The 18,341-nt window shown below is 41.0% G+C and carries 16 protein-coding genes; all 16 read right to left on the bottom strand.

Going from position 1 to position 18,341, the window contains the following annotated elements; genetic code table 11:
* Window positions 1-103: 103 nt before the first annotated feature.
* On the bottom strand, window positions 104-853 hold the full coding sequence (locus tag BACFIN_RS03390) for a DUF1573 domain-containing protein (RefSeq protein ID WP_007757032.1): 750 nt from the start codon (window positions 851-853) through the stop codon (window positions 104-106).
* Window positions 854-879: 26 nt separating this feature from the next.
* Complete coding sequence (locus BACFIN_RS03395; RefSeq protein ID WP_007757028.1) at window positions 880-2,952, bottom strand: S8 family peptidase; 2,073 nt, start codon at window positions 2,950-2,952, stop codon at window positions 880-882.
* A 14-nt stretch (window positions 2,953-2,966) separates the two neighbouring features.
* Window positions 2,967-4,721, bottom strand: coding sequence for a BACON domain-containing protein (locus tag BACFIN_RS03400; RefSeq protein ID WP_007757027.1), 1,755 nt, complete (start codon window positions 4,719-4,721; stop codon window positions 2,967-2,969).
* Window positions 4,722-4,747: 26 nt separating this feature from the next.
* Window positions 4,748-7,375, bottom strand: coding sequence for a DUF4458 domain-containing protein (locus BACFIN_RS03405; RefSeq protein WP_007757026.1), 2,628 nt, complete (start codon window positions 7,373-7,375; stop codon window positions 4,748-4,750).
* Between the two features lie 31 nt (window positions 7,376-7,406).
* Entirely contained in the window at window positions 7,407-8,912 is a 1,506-nt protein-coding gene (locus BACFIN_RS03410; protein ID WP_007757025.1) for a DUF5003 domain-containing protein, read from the bottom strand.
* Between the two features lie 22 nt (window positions 8,913-8,934).
* Window positions 8,935-9,837: a DUF4984 domain-containing protein gene (locus BACFIN_RS03415; protein ID WP_022275999.1), complete on the bottom strand. Its 903-nt coding sequence runs from the start codon at window positions 9,835-9,837 to the stop codon at window positions 8,935-8,937.
* 23 nt (window positions 9,838-9,860) lie between these two features.
* Window positions 9,861-11,387 (bottom strand): RagB/SusD family nutrient uptake outer membrane protein, encoded by a 1,527-nt coding sequence (locus BACFIN_RS03420; protein ID WP_007757023.1) that lies wholly within the window; start codon window positions 11,385-11,387, stop codon window positions 9,861-9,863.
* A gap of 13 nt (window positions 11,388-11,400) precedes the next feature.
* Window positions 11,401-14,334, bottom strand: a complete 2,934-nt coding sequence (locus BACFIN_RS03425) for a SusC/RagA family TonB-linked outer membrane protein (protein WP_007757022.1) — start codon at window positions 14,332-14,334, stop codon at window positions 11,401-11,403.
* A 691-nt stretch (window positions 14,335-15,025) separates the two neighbouring features.
* Window positions 15,026-15,232 carry a hypothetical protein gene (locus BACFIN_RS03430; RefSeq protein ID WP_007757018.1) on the bottom strand — a complete coding sequence of 69 codons (207 nt, stop codon included), beginning with the start codon at window positions 15,230-15,232 and terminating at the stop codon, window positions 15,026-15,028.
* Between the two features lie 33 nt (window positions 15,233-15,265).
* Entirely contained in the window at window positions 15,266-15,934 is a 669-nt protein-coding gene (locus BACFIN_RS03435) for a recombinase family protein (RefSeq protein WP_007757010.1), read from the bottom strand.
* Window positions 15,935-16,095: 161 nt separating this feature from the next.
* Window positions 16,096-16,446, bottom strand: coding sequence for a hypothetical protein (locus BACFIN_RS03440; RefSeq protein WP_032839891.1), 351 nt, complete (start codon window positions 16,444-16,446; stop codon window positions 16,096-16,098).
* A gap of 1 nt (window position 16,447) precedes the next feature.
* Entirely contained in the window at window positions 16,448-16,585 is a 138-nt protein-coding gene (locus tag BACFIN_RS23055; protein ID WP_192909858.1) for a hypothetical protein, read from the bottom strand.
* A 550-nt stretch (window positions 16,586-17,135) separates the two neighbouring features.
* Window positions 17,136-17,270 carry a hypothetical protein gene (locus BACFIN_RS23630; protein ID WP_262479241.1) on the bottom strand — a complete coding sequence of 45 codons (135 nt, stop codon included), beginning with the start codon at window positions 17,268-17,270 and terminating at the stop codon, window positions 17,136-17,138.
* A gap of 86 nt (window positions 17,271-17,356) precedes the next feature.
* Window positions 17,357-17,569, bottom strand: a complete 213-nt coding sequence (locus BACFIN_RS03455) for a hypothetical protein (RefSeq protein WP_007757005.1) — start codon at window positions 17,567-17,569, stop codon at window positions 17,357-17,359.
* 12 nt (window positions 17,570-17,581) lie between these two features.
* The gene (locus tag BACFIN_RS03460; protein ID WP_007757004.1) at window positions 17,582-17,878 is read right to left on the bottom strand and encodes a hypothetical protein; all 297 of its coding nucleotides are present in this window, start codon (window positions 17,876-17,878) and stop codon (window positions 17,582-17,584) included.
* Window positions 17,879-17,948: 70 nt separating this feature from the next.
* The gene (locus tag BACFIN_RS03465) at window positions 17,949-18,182 is read right to left on the bottom strand and encodes a hypothetical protein (RefSeq protein WP_007757003.1); all 234 of its coding nucleotides are present in this window, start codon (window positions 18,180-18,182) and stop codon (window positions 17,949-17,951) included.
* Window positions 18,183-18,341: the final 159 nt, after the last annotated feature.

The raw sequence follows: 18,341 nt of genomic DNA, 5'->3' as shown, positions 1-18,341 counted from the left end.
ATTACAGGCTACAAATGTGGCGAGTAACATGGTACATAACAGCATTTTAAAAAATACGTTCATTACTTTTCTTTTTTACTTGTTTCTTTACTAATTTCTATTCTCAAAATCCATTCTCTATAGACACGGTAACTGTGCGTTCTGAGGGCGTGGAGCTGATTCCTTCCAGAATGACCGGAAACTTTAGAGGATATTTTAGGCCTTGAGGTATCAGGTGTTTGTTTACCTTGATGAAAATATTCGCTTCCATTCCGGCCGGTATGACTTCAGGCTCTACTGTTACGGTTACATAATCAGGGAGCAGGATTTTCATGGCTGTTACCGTCAGCGGATTGTTCCCACTATTTATACAGGTGAGACGTTCGGCGGCAATGCCTTCAGGACCTGCTTCTGTAAAATGGACCACTTTTCTTCTAAGTCTCAAATCCCCCATTTTATAGGGAAAATTTCTCCATTGCTTTTTGGAAGGAGTGACTATGCCTGTCAGCACAAGTTCTGCTACCGGAGTTGAAGAAGACTGGTCGGTATACACAAAAGCACGGGTATATAACTTTCCTGGATGTCCGTCCGGATGATAGGTGAGTACAATCTCACCTTTTTCACCCGGATTCAACTCTTTTTGTGTAAATTGGGCAGCTGTACATCCGCAGGTTGTAGTCACCTTGGTGAGTTTGATGCTCCGTTTACTTGAATTGTGAAAAACAAAACGATAAGCGGATGCTTCATCATCCTCGGATAATGTACCGACGTTGATCTCTTGTCCGGTAACAAACTGCAAGATTTTTTCCTGTGCATTGGCACAATGCGTAGCAACCCATATCAGCAGAAAAGTGATTAATGAATATTTTTTCATATCCGTCCTTTTGCGATAGAGTCAATTTATAACCAGCCATTGCCACCGGCATTGGTACGCACAGTGATATAGAACTCTTGAGTGGTAGCACTTCCTCCATTTAGCTTGGCGGTAGCTACAGCCTTAGTCAAACCAGATTTCAATCCTTTTACTGTATATTTGCCGGGAGCTATTTCAGTCACTGTCGCAACCGTTTCGTCAGCTACCTGACAAGTGAAGTCTGCATTTCCGGGTTTAAAATAAGTAGCCAAGTTAATGGTTGTCGTCTTGCCTGTTCCCAGATAAATGTTGGGCACTTTCATGTCTACACCAGAACCTTCGATGTTATTCAACAATAGAGCTGCATCGATCATGCCGCCTACTTGACCGACATAATCACTTAACTGAAGACGGGTAGGATGATTAGTTCCGTTAACCGACCAGTTTTCGTAATATAGTTTGCTTTCATCGGAATAAGTAATCGGTTGTGTGGATTTCAATAATAATTTCCGGAAGTCTTCGGCGCGGAAGTGCTTGCCGAGTTTCACTGCATAAGACAACCCCAAAGCAGCTACGCCTGACACATGAGGACATGCCATCGAAGTCCCTTCGTAGTATCCATAGTTATCACCGAAATCGGTTGAGGTAGATCCATTCTCATCGGGTGTAGCAGTTCCTCTTCCCGGGAGGGTAGAGAGTATAGAACCATATTCAGTGCAATGATACCAACTGTCACCGCCGGGAGCCGAAATGTCAACTCCTGTGCTGTAATTGGAGTAACAAGCCGGAGTTTCATCGGCAGCTGTTGCGGCGACTGAGATATAGTCTTTGTATGCTCCCGGATAAGAAGACATCGGAGCAAATTCATTTCCTGCTGCGAAGACTACGATTCCGCCTTCAATCACTCCGTTCGGAGAACCGGCATTGTTAACAAAATAATCCAATGCCTCCTTTTCCAATGGGGTAGTGGATGCCCATTCTTCATCTGTTGTAGGTCCCGGAGTATAATTCATGGCGTTGGAACGCCCGGAGTTATATCCCCAACTGCATTGCAAAATAACAGCACCGTTATCTGCCGCATATTTGATAGCTTGGGCTTCGGCAAAAAGAGTTACCCCTTTATCTCCGGAAAATAATTGGCAGGACATAATCTTCACACCCGAATTATCTGTTCCGTCACCACCTGCTATACCGGATACGCCTATTCCGTTATTATTGACAGCAGCAATTGTTCCGGCAACGTGTGTACCATGTCCGGTATCCGTAGCTTCCGACCAAGATATATATCCATTTCCGGATACGAAATTATAGCCGTGTACGTCTCCTGCATATCCGTTCCCATCATTATCTACAGGAGAAGTAACATCATTTTCTCCCGGATTTTTCCACATGTTTTGAGCCAGGTCTTTATGAGTGTACATTACTCCTTCGTCCAAAACGGCAACAATAATAGATGGATCACCGGTGCATTTTTTCCACGCTTCTTTACAGTTCACGTCTGCACCGACCGTTACAGTCCCTTCTTTGGCTTCTTTTATTGTTCCGTTATTGATGTAGCTCCATTGCAAAGCCAGTCCCGGATCATTAAATGGCCTTTCTGCCGATTCACTTGTACACATGGCAATGGCACGTTTGGTTTGCTCGTCGAGCATAAAAGGACGCTTTTGAGTGTTGTAAGCCCGTTTTATAGTACGGTTGTATTCGATAGCTGCAATTTCTCCAACATTGGATAGGTCTTGAGCTATTTTCTGCAAATCCGCATCCTTATCAAAACGTACCAGATACCAAAGGTGAAGCCCTCTTTTACGAGTACGTTCTTCATGGCGTACATCTACCGGGAAAATACGTTCAAAATGATAAGCGCCTGCAACATCCAGCACTTCATCTACAGTGGGAATACTGGAACGAGTCATCACACCCCGTTCTGAACGTGTCTGTGCCTGATCCAATAAATCAGCAACTTCCGGTTTGAACTTGATTAACAATTCTCCCCGGCATGCATCTGCCGGAATGGAAGTTACCGGAGTAGTCAGTTCATTCGTTGTTACCATTTCCGTGTCTGTGCAGGACACGAAAAAAGCAGTGAACAAAATCGCTATTTTATAGTATATCTTTTTCATAATTCTTCAACTGTTTAATTTTCCCAAGTCGGGCGTTTGTTAGGATACAACTCGTAATATTCTTCAAAATCCTTCGGTATATTGACAAAGCCCGGAAGGTTGCCTTTTGTATCACTCTTTGCATCTTCTTGAGTAAAGATGAAAGTGAATGAGTTCCAGTCAGCCATTTGAGGATGAAGCAGAATCCAATTGGGAATTTCACCATGCAAATAGTTCAGGTTGACAGTAAATCCCTTGGTCTTGAACATTACCTTCGGTGTACCTACCAGAATTTCAGGTAATTCATCTTTCTTATCTCCTGTATTGTGGGATGCTTTAATATCTTCCTCTGTATAGAGATCAAACAATCCGGAGTCAGACAGATCTTTATCAGTTGGCAATTCACCCTCGATATAGTTATTGGAAAGTTGTAAAGTATCCAATTCCCATGCCAGTATTTCCATGAAGCGCCGTTTATCTGCATAGCTGTTCAAATCCAAATATAAGCCATCCTTATCTTTATCCAGCGTAGTCAGATCGGAAACAACGTCTCTTCTTCTGTTGGCATTCATTTTCAACACTTTTAAGTTCGGAAGTATCTCTTTATTGAGCACAGCCGGTATCTTGTTGAAATTATTGCTGGACAGACTTAAAACTTCCAATTTGTCTCCCAGCTTCTTTAATTCGTTGATATCAGGCAATTCCGTCAAGCCATAAGCATCCAACCTCAGATTTTTCAGATATTCCAACTGACAGACTTCATTTCCTAATTTGATACTCTTCAATCCATTATTCGCATTACTGAAGAATTCCAATGTTTCTACATATTTCAGATGGATGACTTCAGCAGGAACCGATTCTTCTGTTTGGAACATGCTAAAGAGAACGGAACGCACACGACCTTTCATTTGAGGATTATCTTTTACCTCCTGATCGGTATTTTCCCAAAGTTTTACACCGTTCCAATATCTCATATTGCGGCTACCATCCCAAGGCGACATCACATTCAGACGTTCGCTGATAATCAGCAGTGCCAATGAGTCTCCTGCACGGTTGTCCGTAATGGTAGGAGCTGCTTTTTGCATTACCGTCACAACCGTTTCCTGAGGATTTCCGTCATTGTCTGTAAATTTGAAAGCAATTTTAGCCGCACGCTTCTGGTCTTCTACATTGACATTCCAATCAAAACGTAGTTTGGCGGCAACCGGGCGCTGACCATAGTCAAGATTCAAATCTTTCTCTTTGTAAGTCGTAGAGAGCCATTTGGCCTTTTCGCCCATTTCACCGGTGTCGTTTCCGGATTCATCCAAAATAGCTTCCTTTATTTCTACGCTAAATCTCACGTTGGTTACAACAGACAGTTCAAAGAAACGCTTGTCTTTTAGTGCCGAATTTTCAATCAGCGTATCAGTGGTGGAAGGATACACTCCCAGTTGATATCCCATCTGGGTCAGTTTGATGGTCTTAGGCATCTCTCCGGCAGCTTCTATACGGATGGATGCTGTTCTCGGTTCTGCCAATACCGATGCATCTGCTGAAACGGTGAACTCTCCGCTTCCCATACCATTTGCCGGTGTAATCTTCAACCAGGATGCGTTTGCATTTATATTCCAGGTATTGGCAGTAGTAATTGTCACACTCTCTGTTCCGCCATTTTCCGGAAAAACCAGTTCCTCCGTGCTCAGCCCGAAAGCAATTGCTTGATCATCGTCATCATCGTCTGTGCAAGCCGTAATGAAAGCAGCAGACAACATCAAGCCTAAAGTCAGTTTTACTATATATTTCTTCATAAAATTCTATTTTACTGCAATACAACTTATTTATTCTCCAACTTTAATGCAGGACATCCGCGGATATTCTGCCAAGAGTCGTAAATCAATGTATACATTCCGGCAGTGATATAAGGACAAACGGCTGATACGTTAATTACGATTTCCGGATTGTCGCTGATATCGAGTATGTAAATGCGGTAAGAGATTTCCTCAGTTTCGGGCACTTCACCGATATCATTACCACCTAAGAAGAGACGTTGCAGTACCGGGCAGGTAGCTACATTGGTAGGCCATTCTTTCATGCAACGATAACCGTCCGCGTCACGTTGATGACGGACTGCGATAGAACGCAATGTCTGAATATACAGTGCCTCGAACGGGAACTTGTTGAATCGGTTGTAACTTAAATCCATCTGTACTATATAGTAGAAGTTGGTAGAGAAATCTTCCGGTAGTTCAGTCAGGCAGTTGAAAGTCAAATCGAGTGTATTCAGCATATTGGCTCTCGGACCTTTTGAAGCTCCTTTAGGAAATTCGGAAATCTGATTTCCTGCCAGAGTCAACGAACTTACCGGAGAACCCGCCTGAATGATGGCCCCCGGAAACTTAGTCAGCTTGTTGTATGATAAGTCTATCGTAGAGGCATTGATCCCTTTATAGCCGTTGCCATCATTTTCAATGCTTGCTATTTCGTTGTATGAGAAATTGACAGAACTCATGACATAAATGGAGCTGGCATCGAACATATCGGGCAATACTTTCAGCTTGTTGTGAGAGAATGAATATGTTTCGATGTTGTTGATACCGCTGAAATTATCCGGAATTTCTTCAATCTCATTATAGTCCATGGTCAGTTGCGTTAAATCGATATCAGCACCCATCGGATAAAGGGTTTTGATTTTGTTGTGTACGCAATCCAACTTGGACAACTTTTTCATCTCAGCAAATTCTTTCGGAATTTCTGTCAGGTTGTTATAACCCAAGTATAAGATTTGTATACTCTTTCCGGCATCTGATGTTGCTAGACTCTTCAATCCATCCAATAACTCTTCACTTGAAAACTGAGGGTTCATGGCCAAGTTCAATGCCTCCAGATTCTTCAATTCATTTAATTCCTCAGGGAATTCTGTCATTTTCTGGCAATTGTAAATTTCTACGTCGCGGCACTCTTCCAAGTATTTCATAGAAGAAGGTAATGAGCTAATCTCACCGTTGGCAATATAGAACTGGCGCAGTTTAGTCAGATTCTTAAAGATGTTATCTCCATCCTCAAATCCGGTAATACCATTTGTATAGTCACCCGGCTGCACATCTGTCGGCATGATATTTGTCTCTTTAGTCTTGTTTTTCTTCAAGTCCTCAACTTTGAAATCCGGTTGCAATGTTGCAGAGAAGTTGGCGTACGGACTTTTTTTCAAAAACTTATTGTAATAGTCATTACGTGTCTCCTCAAGATAAGTAGTAGCGGCTTCCGCTTCGTATTTCATTTGCGGACTGATAGAGCCGATCTTGTCGTTATGAGAACCGAGTGTCAAGACTGTAAGTTCGGTAAGCAAGCCGAGCTCTTTGGGGACAACTCCTTTGGGATTGAAATCGCCGATATTCAAGGCTGTTACACGACCTTCGCTGTTCACTGCGACTCCCGGCTGATTTCCCCACATATCTTCTTCCTTGTTAAAGTCCCAGTTGGTACCACGTGGATATCCCTCGCCATTGAACGACCAGTTCTTTCCTCCTAAAGCTTCCCAAATCGCTTTCAAAGCATAATAATCCTGGATATCTGCAGCCAGACGATTGGTTTTCACCGGAACTTCTGCATGGGTCTCTTCACCCTCCTTGATAATAAAACTGTTTTCTTTCAGTGATGCAGTCGATTCCAAAGGTATTTTACTTGTCTTATTGTAAGTAGTGTATGAGATGACTTCATATTCACCGGCCTCTAAAGTAACTAATGTGTCGATAACGCCGACTGCCATTCCCGGACTTCCGGCTTCCGTACCATCAAATCCCTCTTTATATTTCACTTTCAAGTTGGTGAAAGTGCTGTCCTGCTGAGTATAACGGTTTCTTACTTTGATATCCACTTTAGCTATCTCAGAGAAAAGATACGTCTTTCCACCTCCGTTTCCTCCGGCACGTGTATTTTCAGAAGTGCCTTCATAAAAGTCTTTCACTAATTTGAACTTTACCAAACCACTGTTGACAGCTTTCACATAAATGTCCTGTACGATCAATCCACCTGTCTGTATGGTGAAAGTGGTAGGCTCTGCCGGTTCTCCAGAGAATATTTTCTCTTCCACTTTGTTGAACAGGTAATAACCGATCAGTTTGTAATCTCCCGGAAGCAACTCTAGTTTATCGCTACGCAAGCCATATTCTGCCAACTGATCGTTATAAGCATTCAGAGGAACACTTTGAGTAATAGTTGTGTTGTTATGCAAAAGTACAACCTGCATTTTCTTGGCATCATTCAAGAAATCCAATTTATCAGTAGTTGCACGAGTGGCAGACTCCTCCCCATCTTCAATACTCTTATAGAGTTTAAACTGTACATAGCCGTTGCCTACCTGCATCTCTTCGTTGTCATCGGAGCATCCGGTTATTGCCACTGTGCAGAGCAGGGCAATAACTGTGACTATATTCAGTTTTGAAAAGAATGATTTTAATTTCATAATTTGAAAATATCTTTTTTTTCTAATATAATTATTCGAATGCAATATATAGTACACCAGATGCTCTCCACATATTATCTCTTATTACAATGTACATATCTTCATCTCCAATCTCAACATTTTCAGAGATATCTAAATAGAATGTATTGCCTGTAGCATCCAACGTGACTCCATCCCAAAGAGAGCTTTCATGGCTGTCAACGGATATACCTTTCGCCTCAATAATCAGCGTTATTGCAGTGTCTGGTTTTTTCATGGTTAATTTCCATGCATTTTCTGTTCCGAATTCATTTCCCAACTCTGGTACTTGAACTAAGCCCTCTGTTATAGGGACACCATCGCCAGTCATGATGTTAAATCCTTCTTTTTCTCCTTCTTGGTTAATTCTTGTCAAGATGTATTGCTCATACTCCGGCTTTAACTCACCATATTCATCATCGTATGGATGGTTTAATAAATCTTTTCCTTCTACATTGAGAACATCTGGTATGGCAAGTATATATCCTTCTCTTTTTTTATCACTATTTAGAATTACTGAAATCGTAACATTGCGATTGTCATTATTGCTTGTATTTTTAATGTCTGCAATAATCCAATCGTCTTTTCCCAATAATGTGTATCCATTTGCCATGCTATAAGCAAAACTATGCAATTTATATGTACCAGGGGTAATTACTTGTAATTCTATAAACTCTTTCTCTATGATTTCCGGTTCGTCTTCTCCTGGTGTACCAGATGAAATCCAATATTGTGTACCATCCTGTGAGAACGTCCATCCTTTGAAAGGATCTGTCGGGAACTGCACAGCATCTTCCGGCATTCCTTCATACGCAACCGGAATCTCGATAAAATATTCTTGTCCGTCCTTATTTACGAATACAATTTTGTTATTTATATCTCCTGCTTCTAACGGATATCTCACATCTGCATTCTCAGCAAAATCAAGAGCAATAACAGATATCTTTCCGGCTTTTCCTACTCTGTATTTGCCATCAATGGAGATCCATTCCGGATATCTTTGTATTTCCCAATCAAAATTCGCAACTACGCTGATATTCTCCAAACTGATTCCTATAACTGAATATTTCAATGTAGCCGGATTTCCCTCTCCGAAAGGATGTTCGATGTCCTGATACATCTTTAAATCGCGTGTATTGGCAGAACGGTTCACTACAGCAATCGCTTGCGTCTGCCCTCCCATTGATAATGTGATTTCAGCCAAAGAATTTTCAAAATCCCACACATCGTCTGTAGCTATTATTTGCACCTTCTGTTCACCCGCCTTACCGGCCAATGAATTCTGCAATTCACCGTCTACAGAGAATTTGCACCATAATTTGGAAGAAGCGAGTGTCCAAGGCTGGTTGGCGGTAAATACCAACTCGGCCGACTCATTCTCTCCCGGCTGGCAATTAAGTACTACCGATTCCGGGAATACCGGAACTTCCAGTTTGTCGTCGTCATCCGAACAAGCAGTAAAGGTAGTCATAGCCAGCAGCATTGAAAATGCTCCCAAGAGCCATTTTATATTTTTCATACTCATTTGAATTTCCGTTTATTTAGTTATTCTCATCTGATGGTTCTTCCGGTTTAACTCCGGCTTCAGCATCACTGATCCATTCAAGAATAGTCAGATAGGTGTTTTCTGTCTGTACTTCGTCTCCCTTTTGTGCATACAGCATAAAATATAACATACAATAATGCTGACATACATTATAATAAGAAAGCATATTGACAGGTTGCTGTATTCTTAGATTACCATCTCCAATTGGTCCTCCGAAAACTTCATTCGTACTGGCTATCACCTGACCTTGCTCCAAGTCGATTAGCGGTTGGAGCGGATCTTCGGTACTAAAGCGTATTTTAATGTCATATCCTTTATAGAAGAAATCTTTGAGTATGACTGCATTTTCTTCTTCCGGATCGGGTTCGGTCATAATGATACGTTCTGTTACACCCGGCATGTGGCTATCAAAATATGTAGAAGTAACACGACAGTAGCGAGTGAAGGTATTCAGATTGAATGGACATACTTTGCGCAAGACAACGCGTGCCTTATCACCATATACGCTCCATATCTGTTCTTTATTGACCAGGCGCAGCGTGACACCGATAGAATCCGTGTCTGCAATTTTGTCGAAATTACCACGGATACGCACCGCTGTAGAGTACTCACCGGCTTTAATCGTCACTGAGTTGGACTCGATTGAATAATGTTTCCCTTCGATGGCGTTGCTCTCCTTGTCTATTACTTCTACTCCGTAGGTGCGGTCGTAACCACATGCTTGGGTAGCTGATATATATACATCATGGTAGTCATTATTCTGAATGGCAATAGTCGATAATGTATCGGAGAACATGACATAATTCGGACCGTCGTATGTGACATGATCTTCGTCACATCCTGCCAGGCTGCATCCTATGATGACAGTCGTGCATAATCCTGCTAGATAGTGTTTCATTGTCATATATTCTGTTTAGTTACTTATTTATTGCTCTCATTCGGTTCAACTTGCGACCCCGGTAAATCCAGTTCGTGTTGTGGAATAGGCCATACAAACAAAGGATTGGAAGCATCTACCTTCAGACTGCTTCCTACTGCAATCGTATTCGCTTGTGGCTTACGGGTGAATCCGTCAACAAGTCCTTGTTGCCCCCAACGTTTCAGGTCATTCAAACGGAAGCCTTCCATATAAAGTTCCCTCACACGTTCTTCTGATATTTCCTTAAACCAGTTTTCTTCCGTTAAAGAAGCGGAACCGTAGTTTGAATAACGTGCCTGACGTAATGTGGTAAGATCATTTGCTCCTTTCCCATATTCAGGATTCGACTTCTGGCAATAAGCTTCTGCGCGAATCAGATACTGTTCAGAGAGACGGAATACTTTCGGCATGGTAACATGCAGGATGTTCTGTTCATAGAATTCCTGGTTTCCGAAATATTTAGCCAGCAAAGGCCATTGTAGACCGTGTTCGTATCCGGTTCTATAAAATTGGAAGAAAGTAGTAGCACGCAAATCAGTATCTGCATACAGATTCAACACCCATTCTGCCGGAACATAATCCGGTTTGAACGAATTGAAATCATAATTGAAGAATATCTGTCCTAAACTTCCACCATATGATGTGGTGGTGAATCCTACTTTCCAGATGGTTTCCGTGGAATGGTCGTACTGCCACATATACTGATAATAGGAAGTTTCGGAATCAATCATTTCGGTTGTACTGGACAACTTGAATTTACGGCTGTCGATTACTTTCGAAGCATACTCAATTGCCTTGTCCCATTCTTGCATATTCAGATAGACACGTGCGTAAAGAGCGTTTACTGCATATATAGTGAAGTAGAGAGTATCATAATAAGATTCGTCATTCTCGTTTTCATCCGGTTTGAGGCAAGTCGCAGATTGAGCTAGATCGTCTAGTACGAATTGATAAGAGTCCTTCAAGGAAGCACGTTTCAATGTGCCAGCGTTTGAATAGCTTGATACCAATACTACTCCCAGTTCATCAGCGGCAGTGGCAGGATCGTATGCTTTGCAATACATCTTGATAAGATCCGAATATGAGAGGGCACGGGCAAAGAGAGCCTCTCCCTTGAACTGTTGTAATTTCTCATAATCTTCATCGTCAACCTCCTGCTCCAATACGGCAATTCTTTCCAGCAGGAAATTGCATTTACCGATCAGAGCATTTAGTGTTCCGTAAACGGCTTCCACTTCTGTATTGGTAGGCAGGATATCCCAGCGCCAAATGTTGCCGTATGTATTGGTGTATCCTTCTACGGCATAAGCCAGATCGGCTTGTAAGTCGGGTAATAATGTCAGTAAGCCGCTATAAAGATTAGGATTCTTCATGTAGGCATAAATTCCAATCACAGCCTGATTGGCTTCTTCTACAGTTCTGATTGCATCTCCTTCCGGAATCGCATCTTCAGGATATTTGTCTAGACAAGACACCGAAGAGAAAGCGACAGCAGCCAAGGTGATATATATCTTTATCTTTTTTATCATGATTACTATGTTTTTAGAATGTAATGTCTAATCCGAAACTGAACTGACGTGACATCGGATAGGCAGCCTGATACATGTTTGAGTTCGTTTCCGGATCCAATCCTGTAAACTTGGTGAATGTCAACAGATTCTGAGCTTGTCCGTAAAGACGCGCAGAGCTGATGAATTTGGTCTTCTTCAGCCAATTCTGCGGCAGGGTATAGGACAACATCAGGTTTTTCAGACGAAGGAATGATGCGTCTTCCAAGAAACGGGTATCATGCTGTGCATAAACGCCGTGACGAGGAATATCCGTTATGTCTCCAGGCTTTTTCCAACGGTCGTAAAGCAGTCTTTTCGATTGGTTGTACATAGAGAATTGTCCGTTGCTTTCTTCCATATAGCGGTCGTTGTTGTAAAGCCAACGATCGGCCATCCAACTGAACTGTGTATTTAGTGACCAGCCTTTCCAAGTCAGTGTAGTGCCGAAACCACCCTGCCACGGAGCGATATAGCTTTTACCGGTCATCACTTTGTCTGCTTCTCTGAGTTCAGTAGTCACTTCACCGTCTTTGGTGTACCACAACGCATCACCATTAGCCGGATTGACACCAGCATAGCGGTTCATGTAAAACTCACTGACAGAATGCCCTACGGTCAGTTTGCTTGCGGTGGTACCTACAATGTATTCATCTGCACCGTTATACAGCTCTTTCAGCTCATTTTTGTTGTAAGAAACATTGGCATTGATATTCCATGTGAAGTCCTTTGTCCGGATGATGTCGGTATTTAATGACATTTCGACACCGCGGTTGACCATCACGCCGACGTTGTCCCAACGAGAGGAGTAACCTCCATCAGAGTAGGACACAGGAACTTCCATCAACATATTGGAAGTACGTTTGTTATAGAACTCGAAGTCAAAGTTGATACGGGAAAATAATCCCAGGTGCAAACCGATATTGGTGGTCCACAACTGTTCCCAACCTAATTTTTCATTACCTCTTTGAGAAGGGGCAATACCTGCTTCTCCCATATAATCAAGTCCGCCGGATACCAAAGCCAGGTGGTCATAATTGGGAATGGTAGAGTTACCGGAAGTACCTGTACTGAATGTTACCTGTGCGTTGGTCAGCCAGTCGTATTTCTGTATGAATTTCTCTTTACGCAAGTTCCACATTAAACCTACCGACCAAAAGGTAGCCCAGCGACCGTCTACACCGAAACGGGAAGAACCGTCCGTACGGACAGAAAAGTCTGCATAATAACGGTCGTCATAGTTATACTCACCTCTACCGAAGAAAGATACATATGCATAAGCGGCAGCTACATCACTCCAACTGGTAGCACGTGTACCGGAAGTGACGTTGGTCAGGAAATCGTTATTCTGCCCTCTGGTACTTACCATAAAACCTTCCTGACGGAAGTCAACGCCTTCCTGTCCAATCATAAAATTGAAAGAATGGATGTCTTTCAACATAAAGCGGTAATTAGCCGTATTGGTAATGGTCAGGTTCAATATATCCGTAGAACTTCTGCCGGAGCTACCTTGCAGGTTGTTCGGTTTATAGCTTGGGAATGATTGCATAAACGCTGACTGGTGAGAAAAATCGATACCAAATTGAGAGCGGATTGTCAGCCCTTCTAATAGTGTCGCCTCAGCAAAAAGCGTAGATATTACTTTATATTTCTTATATTTTACAGGGTTATTGGCCATCCATTCCAACGGGTTTTCTCCTGTTCCTGTCCAGCTTCCGTCGTTGATGGAAGCAAGCGAACCGTCTTCACGATAAGGATTCCAGTAAGGCAGCATAAAGCGTGCAGCCGGAATCGGAGCATTCAGTGCGTAACCGTTTCCGGACTCGGCCTGTTCTGTCTCATCGTAGGAAAACATAGAGTTTGTGCCTAATTTCAACCATTTGGTAGCTTTGTTTTCTACATTGGCACGCATGTTATACCGGCGAAAAGTTGAGCCTGTGGTGATACCGTCCTGATCAAAGAAACTTCCGGATACGAAATAGTTTGTTTTTTCTGTAGCACCATTTACCGACAATTCATAATTTTGCAAAGGGGCGCTGTCATTGAATACCTGGTCAAGCCAGTTGACATTGGTTCTTCTTAATACATCATAATCTTTTCCGGCATCTATTCCGATTTCTTTTTCATATTGAATGCGTTCTTCTGTATTCATCATATTCCATTTGGAACGGGTCAGTTGTGAAAAACCGTATTGTGCACGGAAAGTTACTTTGGCTCCATCCATTGAACGTCCTCGCTTGGTGGTGATGACTACAACACCATTGGCGGCACGAGCTCCGTAAATAGAAGTAGAAGAAGCGTCTTTCAGTACAGAAATGGATTCGATGTCACTCGGACTGATTGTATTGAAATCTGAACTGGAAATAGGTACTCCATCCAATATAAACAGAGGGGAAGTGCCTGAGTTGATGGAGTTTGTTCCACGAATCTGGAACGTGGAGGCTGCACTGGGTTCACCCGAACCGGATATAACCATAAGTCCCGGGGTTTGCCCTTGCAGTGCCTGGTCGAAACCGGCAGCCGGTACATTTTCTAATTTTTCTGATTTTACAGTTGATACCGAACCAGCTATTGTACCTTTTTTACGTACACCGTAAGCAACAACTACAACCTCATCTACCATTTCGGTATTATCAACTAAAGTCACATCTAAAACATTTGTTTGAGCATTGACTTTAAACTCTTGAGGCTGCATTCCAATGTATGAAAATCTCAACATTGCGTCCTTGCCTTGAATTTGCAGCTGGTAATTACCGTCAATATCAGTAACTACCCCATTGGTAGTCCCTTTTTGCAATACCGAAGCACCAATCAATGGCATACCATCTGTCTTGGAGACAACTTTGCCTTTGACAACAAATGATTGCGCCATTATTAATTGAACACTTAAGATTGCTAAAAAGACTACTCCGAAAAATAATCTTTTCATCTTGAAATTATAAATTAAATAAATACAGGTTTCTTTGCTGTTACTAGAAGACAATCAATGAAAATTTGAAATGAATCTCTTGATTTGATGTTTTTAAATTTTACACTTGATTTACAGATAAATAAGATAGAAAGAAAAAAATTCATTTTATTAAAATATATACTAATTGGTTTGCAAAAATACTATAAAACAGAACAAAATGGTAAAAATGTTATTTTTTTAACTATGATAAAAATGTGCAAAAAATGACATTCATTGTCTTTGTGTTATCATTTTCTTATATATGTTTTTTTGTGTATATTCGTAGTGTCTTAGTAGTTACGAAATACGCATTTTTAAATGACTTTTTGCTAATGTGTTAAAAGTGTTATTTGCTTATACTAAATACATAACATACATTATTGTTTATACTTTATATAATTCGAGAAAAATACAATATTTAAATTATCTCTAGAGTTTACAGGAGGTGATTTTCTTAGTTTTCCTACCTTTCTTAGAGCAGTGTGCAATATTAGATGAAGGTATATAATTCTTAATATTGTCTAATCTTGATATGTATTAAAGAAAATATAAAGTTCGGTTTATGGTGTCTTTTCGGTAACATCTGAGTTTTGTATTATAAACCAGATGATGGAAGAAAAAAGAGAAATCATTCCACATAGTTTCCCTTAGTTTTTTTGGTCATTTTATATCAGAATCCGTACTTGCGTTCCAGATAAGTTTCAGTAACCATCCATTGGCAGTCATCCAGTCTGAATTCATATTCTTTTTCCAGTGTTGCCAGATACTCTTCAAAATCATCGTATTGTTCCGATTCCTTTTTCTGCCGTTCACTTAATTTAATCTTTATGATTTCTCCTGTTGAAAACTCCGGGAGTATAACGTATTCGGTTTCCATGATTCGGTTTCCTCCTTTATTTTAGGTTATATTTTAAGCAATATTGACCTGCGATGCTTTGAACTGACATCCCCAGGCTGTCACAAATCCTTCCTTGTTCAAGATTCTTGCCATCTCTGACAATGACTTCTCTTCTTTTACTAGACTTTTCAATAACGCAACAGCCCTCTTGTTATTTGGATTATCGAGAGCCTTCTGTCTGTTGGTTCTGTTGCTGTTCTCTACTGCCTGTGGTAATCTGCTCAATAAGTTTTCAGATTTGCCAAGCCTGCATCCTCTTGCTTTCTTTGTCCTTAGAGACTGTTTTGTTCTCTGGCTGATCAGTCCCGCCTCATATTCCGCTATGCTGCTGATTATATGCAGTACGAGTTTGTTCGCCTCCGGAAAATCACAAAACACTATTTCTACATCGGATTCCAATAATTTACTGGTGAAAGCAACGTTTCGGCTTAGTCTGCCCAGTTTTGCGACAATCAGGATGGAACCTGTTTTTCTACATACCTCCAAAACTTCCGTAAGTTTGGGCCTGTCAGATTTACGACCGCTTTCTGTTTCGATATATTCAGCGACCGGTTTTCTCTCCTTCAGGTAATTCTGTATAATTTCTCTTTGTGCCTCTACGCCAAGTCCTGATATTTCCTGTTTCATCGTTGACTGCCGTAGATAAGCTATATAATTCTTCTGTTGTCCCATATTTAACATTCAATTAACACTCTTCCCGGTTACTAAACGGACGTTCAATAACCTTTAAACTCGAAGAATAAGGTTTATAAAAAAGACTTTCCGTGAGATTTCGAGTTGCTATAAATTTTATTCTCTCACAGAAAGCCGTCTTTTTAGATTCTGAATTTCTCTGAAATTCCCTAATACCTTATAATATCGTATGTATCGGAAATCCTCTTCTCATAGTCATCCGTTTTCTCCAGATTCCTGTCTATCACGGAAACAAACATGTCCAGATAAACATCTTCTATCACTTTTTCTTCTCCTTCAGAATCGGGGATAAGATGTATTTCAAAGAGATCCTTTCCTTCATCGAGAATGATCCGCACCATTCCTGTATGTATGAATCCCTGTACATGAAATTCCGGTCCTTCTTCGACCGGTTTTATCGTATTCATATCCACTCCCCATGACATTACTATAAAGGGCTGTGTCTTTAGGATTGACCATATATATCCTGCCAATTTCAGATCATAATTTTTGTTCTCCATATCAGTCCACGTTACGTCCTTCATAAAATTCTTCAAAAGCCTGTCCTCTCATCAGTTTCTTTTCCGGACAGATAAAGAATCTTCCGTATTTGACATCTACCACATTCAATAGTTGTAAGGTGGTATTTTCCTGTCTCATTTTGTATACGGGAAAGGAAGTCTTCAATAATCTTTTCCATTGCTATTTGTTTTTGAGTTATTTGTTTCCCGGTTAATACCTCTATTCTGTAAAAGTCTTCATTACAGCTCTTACATTGAAGTGAGTAACCTTTTATTTTAGATTTACTCGGCATACGTCCGCACTTAGGACAGAATCTTCCTGTCTTCATACATTCCGCTTCCCCCTTTGTTATATACAAGTTCCCGGCTGCGTCTGTTTCAACTTTGGTACTGGTAATTCTCTTGGTATAATTCCATATAAACTTGATCATCGCCCGTTCTTTTCCGCTCGGGCTATAAACCTTGTATAATTTCTTAAGCAATTCCATAATTCTTATTTTTTGTGGGTCAAACATTTATTTCATTCATCTCGTATGCATAAGGCAGTCCTGTTTCCTCATCTATTCCGTTATAAAGCATGTCATTCAATTTATGAAGTTCTCCCGCTTCCTGCAGTCTTTGTGCTGACTCTACGGATATTGTCTTTCTTTCATATTCACAGAGGATATCGTTCCATACCTGATATATGGTTATGTCTTCTGCATGTTCATATATTCCTCGTCATAGTCGGAATAATGCCAGTTTTCCTTTTTGTATTCCTGTGTTTTTGTTGGAGTGTCCTGTGATAATACATCACTGACTCCGCAAACTTTTCGCTGTTCCATGACATATTGTTCAAGGCGTCTTCCAGTTTCTGTGCCGCCTTGAACTCCCTGCTGTTTTCAAGTTCAAATCTTTCCATAATTCTTTTCTATTTGATTTCTACAGGACTTTCCTCATATGTCAACTTTCTGCCCAATATCTTTTCAATTGTTCCATCAGGCAGGTCCATGGAATATTCTATATTCCCATATTCGCTTTCTATAGAGTTTTCTTCGGTATAACACCACTCAAAACCATCAAATTCAGGTCTGCCGGGTGATATTGTCTCTTTCCCGTTTTTGTCTGTTGCCAGCCATGCCATAATACCTCCTTTCTATCCTCTAATAATCACGTATCTTCCGGCGGCTATCTCGTTTCTATACTCGATAGAATAGCCTTTGGTTATAGACGCTCTTATGACGTTATCGTGTGCCAGCTCCGAAATTGGATGTCTGTTCCTGGCATCACTTCCGGTATTTTTTGCCCAACTATGAGGCCAGTTGTTTCCCCAGCCTACTCCATAGTGGAAGTAGACACATTCGCCTTTCTCCTTAAGTTCCGAGAGGATGAAAGCAGCAAGTGCATCCTCCTCGGATTTTCTTCTGTTTGATTCTGGAATTTCTATTGTCAATATATTTACCTTGTTTTATTCATTCTTGATTATAGTAGCCCGAAGACTACCGTATTAAACTCCATTACTATTATTGTTTTAAATTAAAATCCTCCACCCTCACAGGCGTACATGATAGAATCCACGACTCTGTTTCCATCCATGTCCCGTTTTCCATCTCACATGAAGGATTTTCCTTGGTCCCTTTCAGGATATTCAGATGCCCGTTGGCAAAGAGAATCAATGACTTCGGCTTTTTTCGAATTAATACCTTCAGTTCCTTGATCCATTCTTTTTCTTTTTTTGTCAGATTAATCGTTTCCATAACGCTTCTTTTCTGTTGTTGTGAATTTACTGATAAGGCTGTGGAGTGATGTTTCAGCCTCCTTGTATCTGCTTATATCTTTTTCCGGCATCGTAATCAAGTACGATACAATCACGGCAAAACTCTAGCCTCCTTATTTGTTGTTCCAATGTTTCATTC

The sequence above is a fragment of the Bacteroides finegoldii DSM 17565 genome, from assembly GCF_000156195.1.
Taxonomy (GTDB): Bacteria; Bacteroidota; Bacteroidia; order Bacteroidales; family Bacteroidaceae; genus Bacteroides; species Bacteroides finegoldii.
This window is presented reverse-complemented; position numbering and strand designations above follow the sequence as displayed.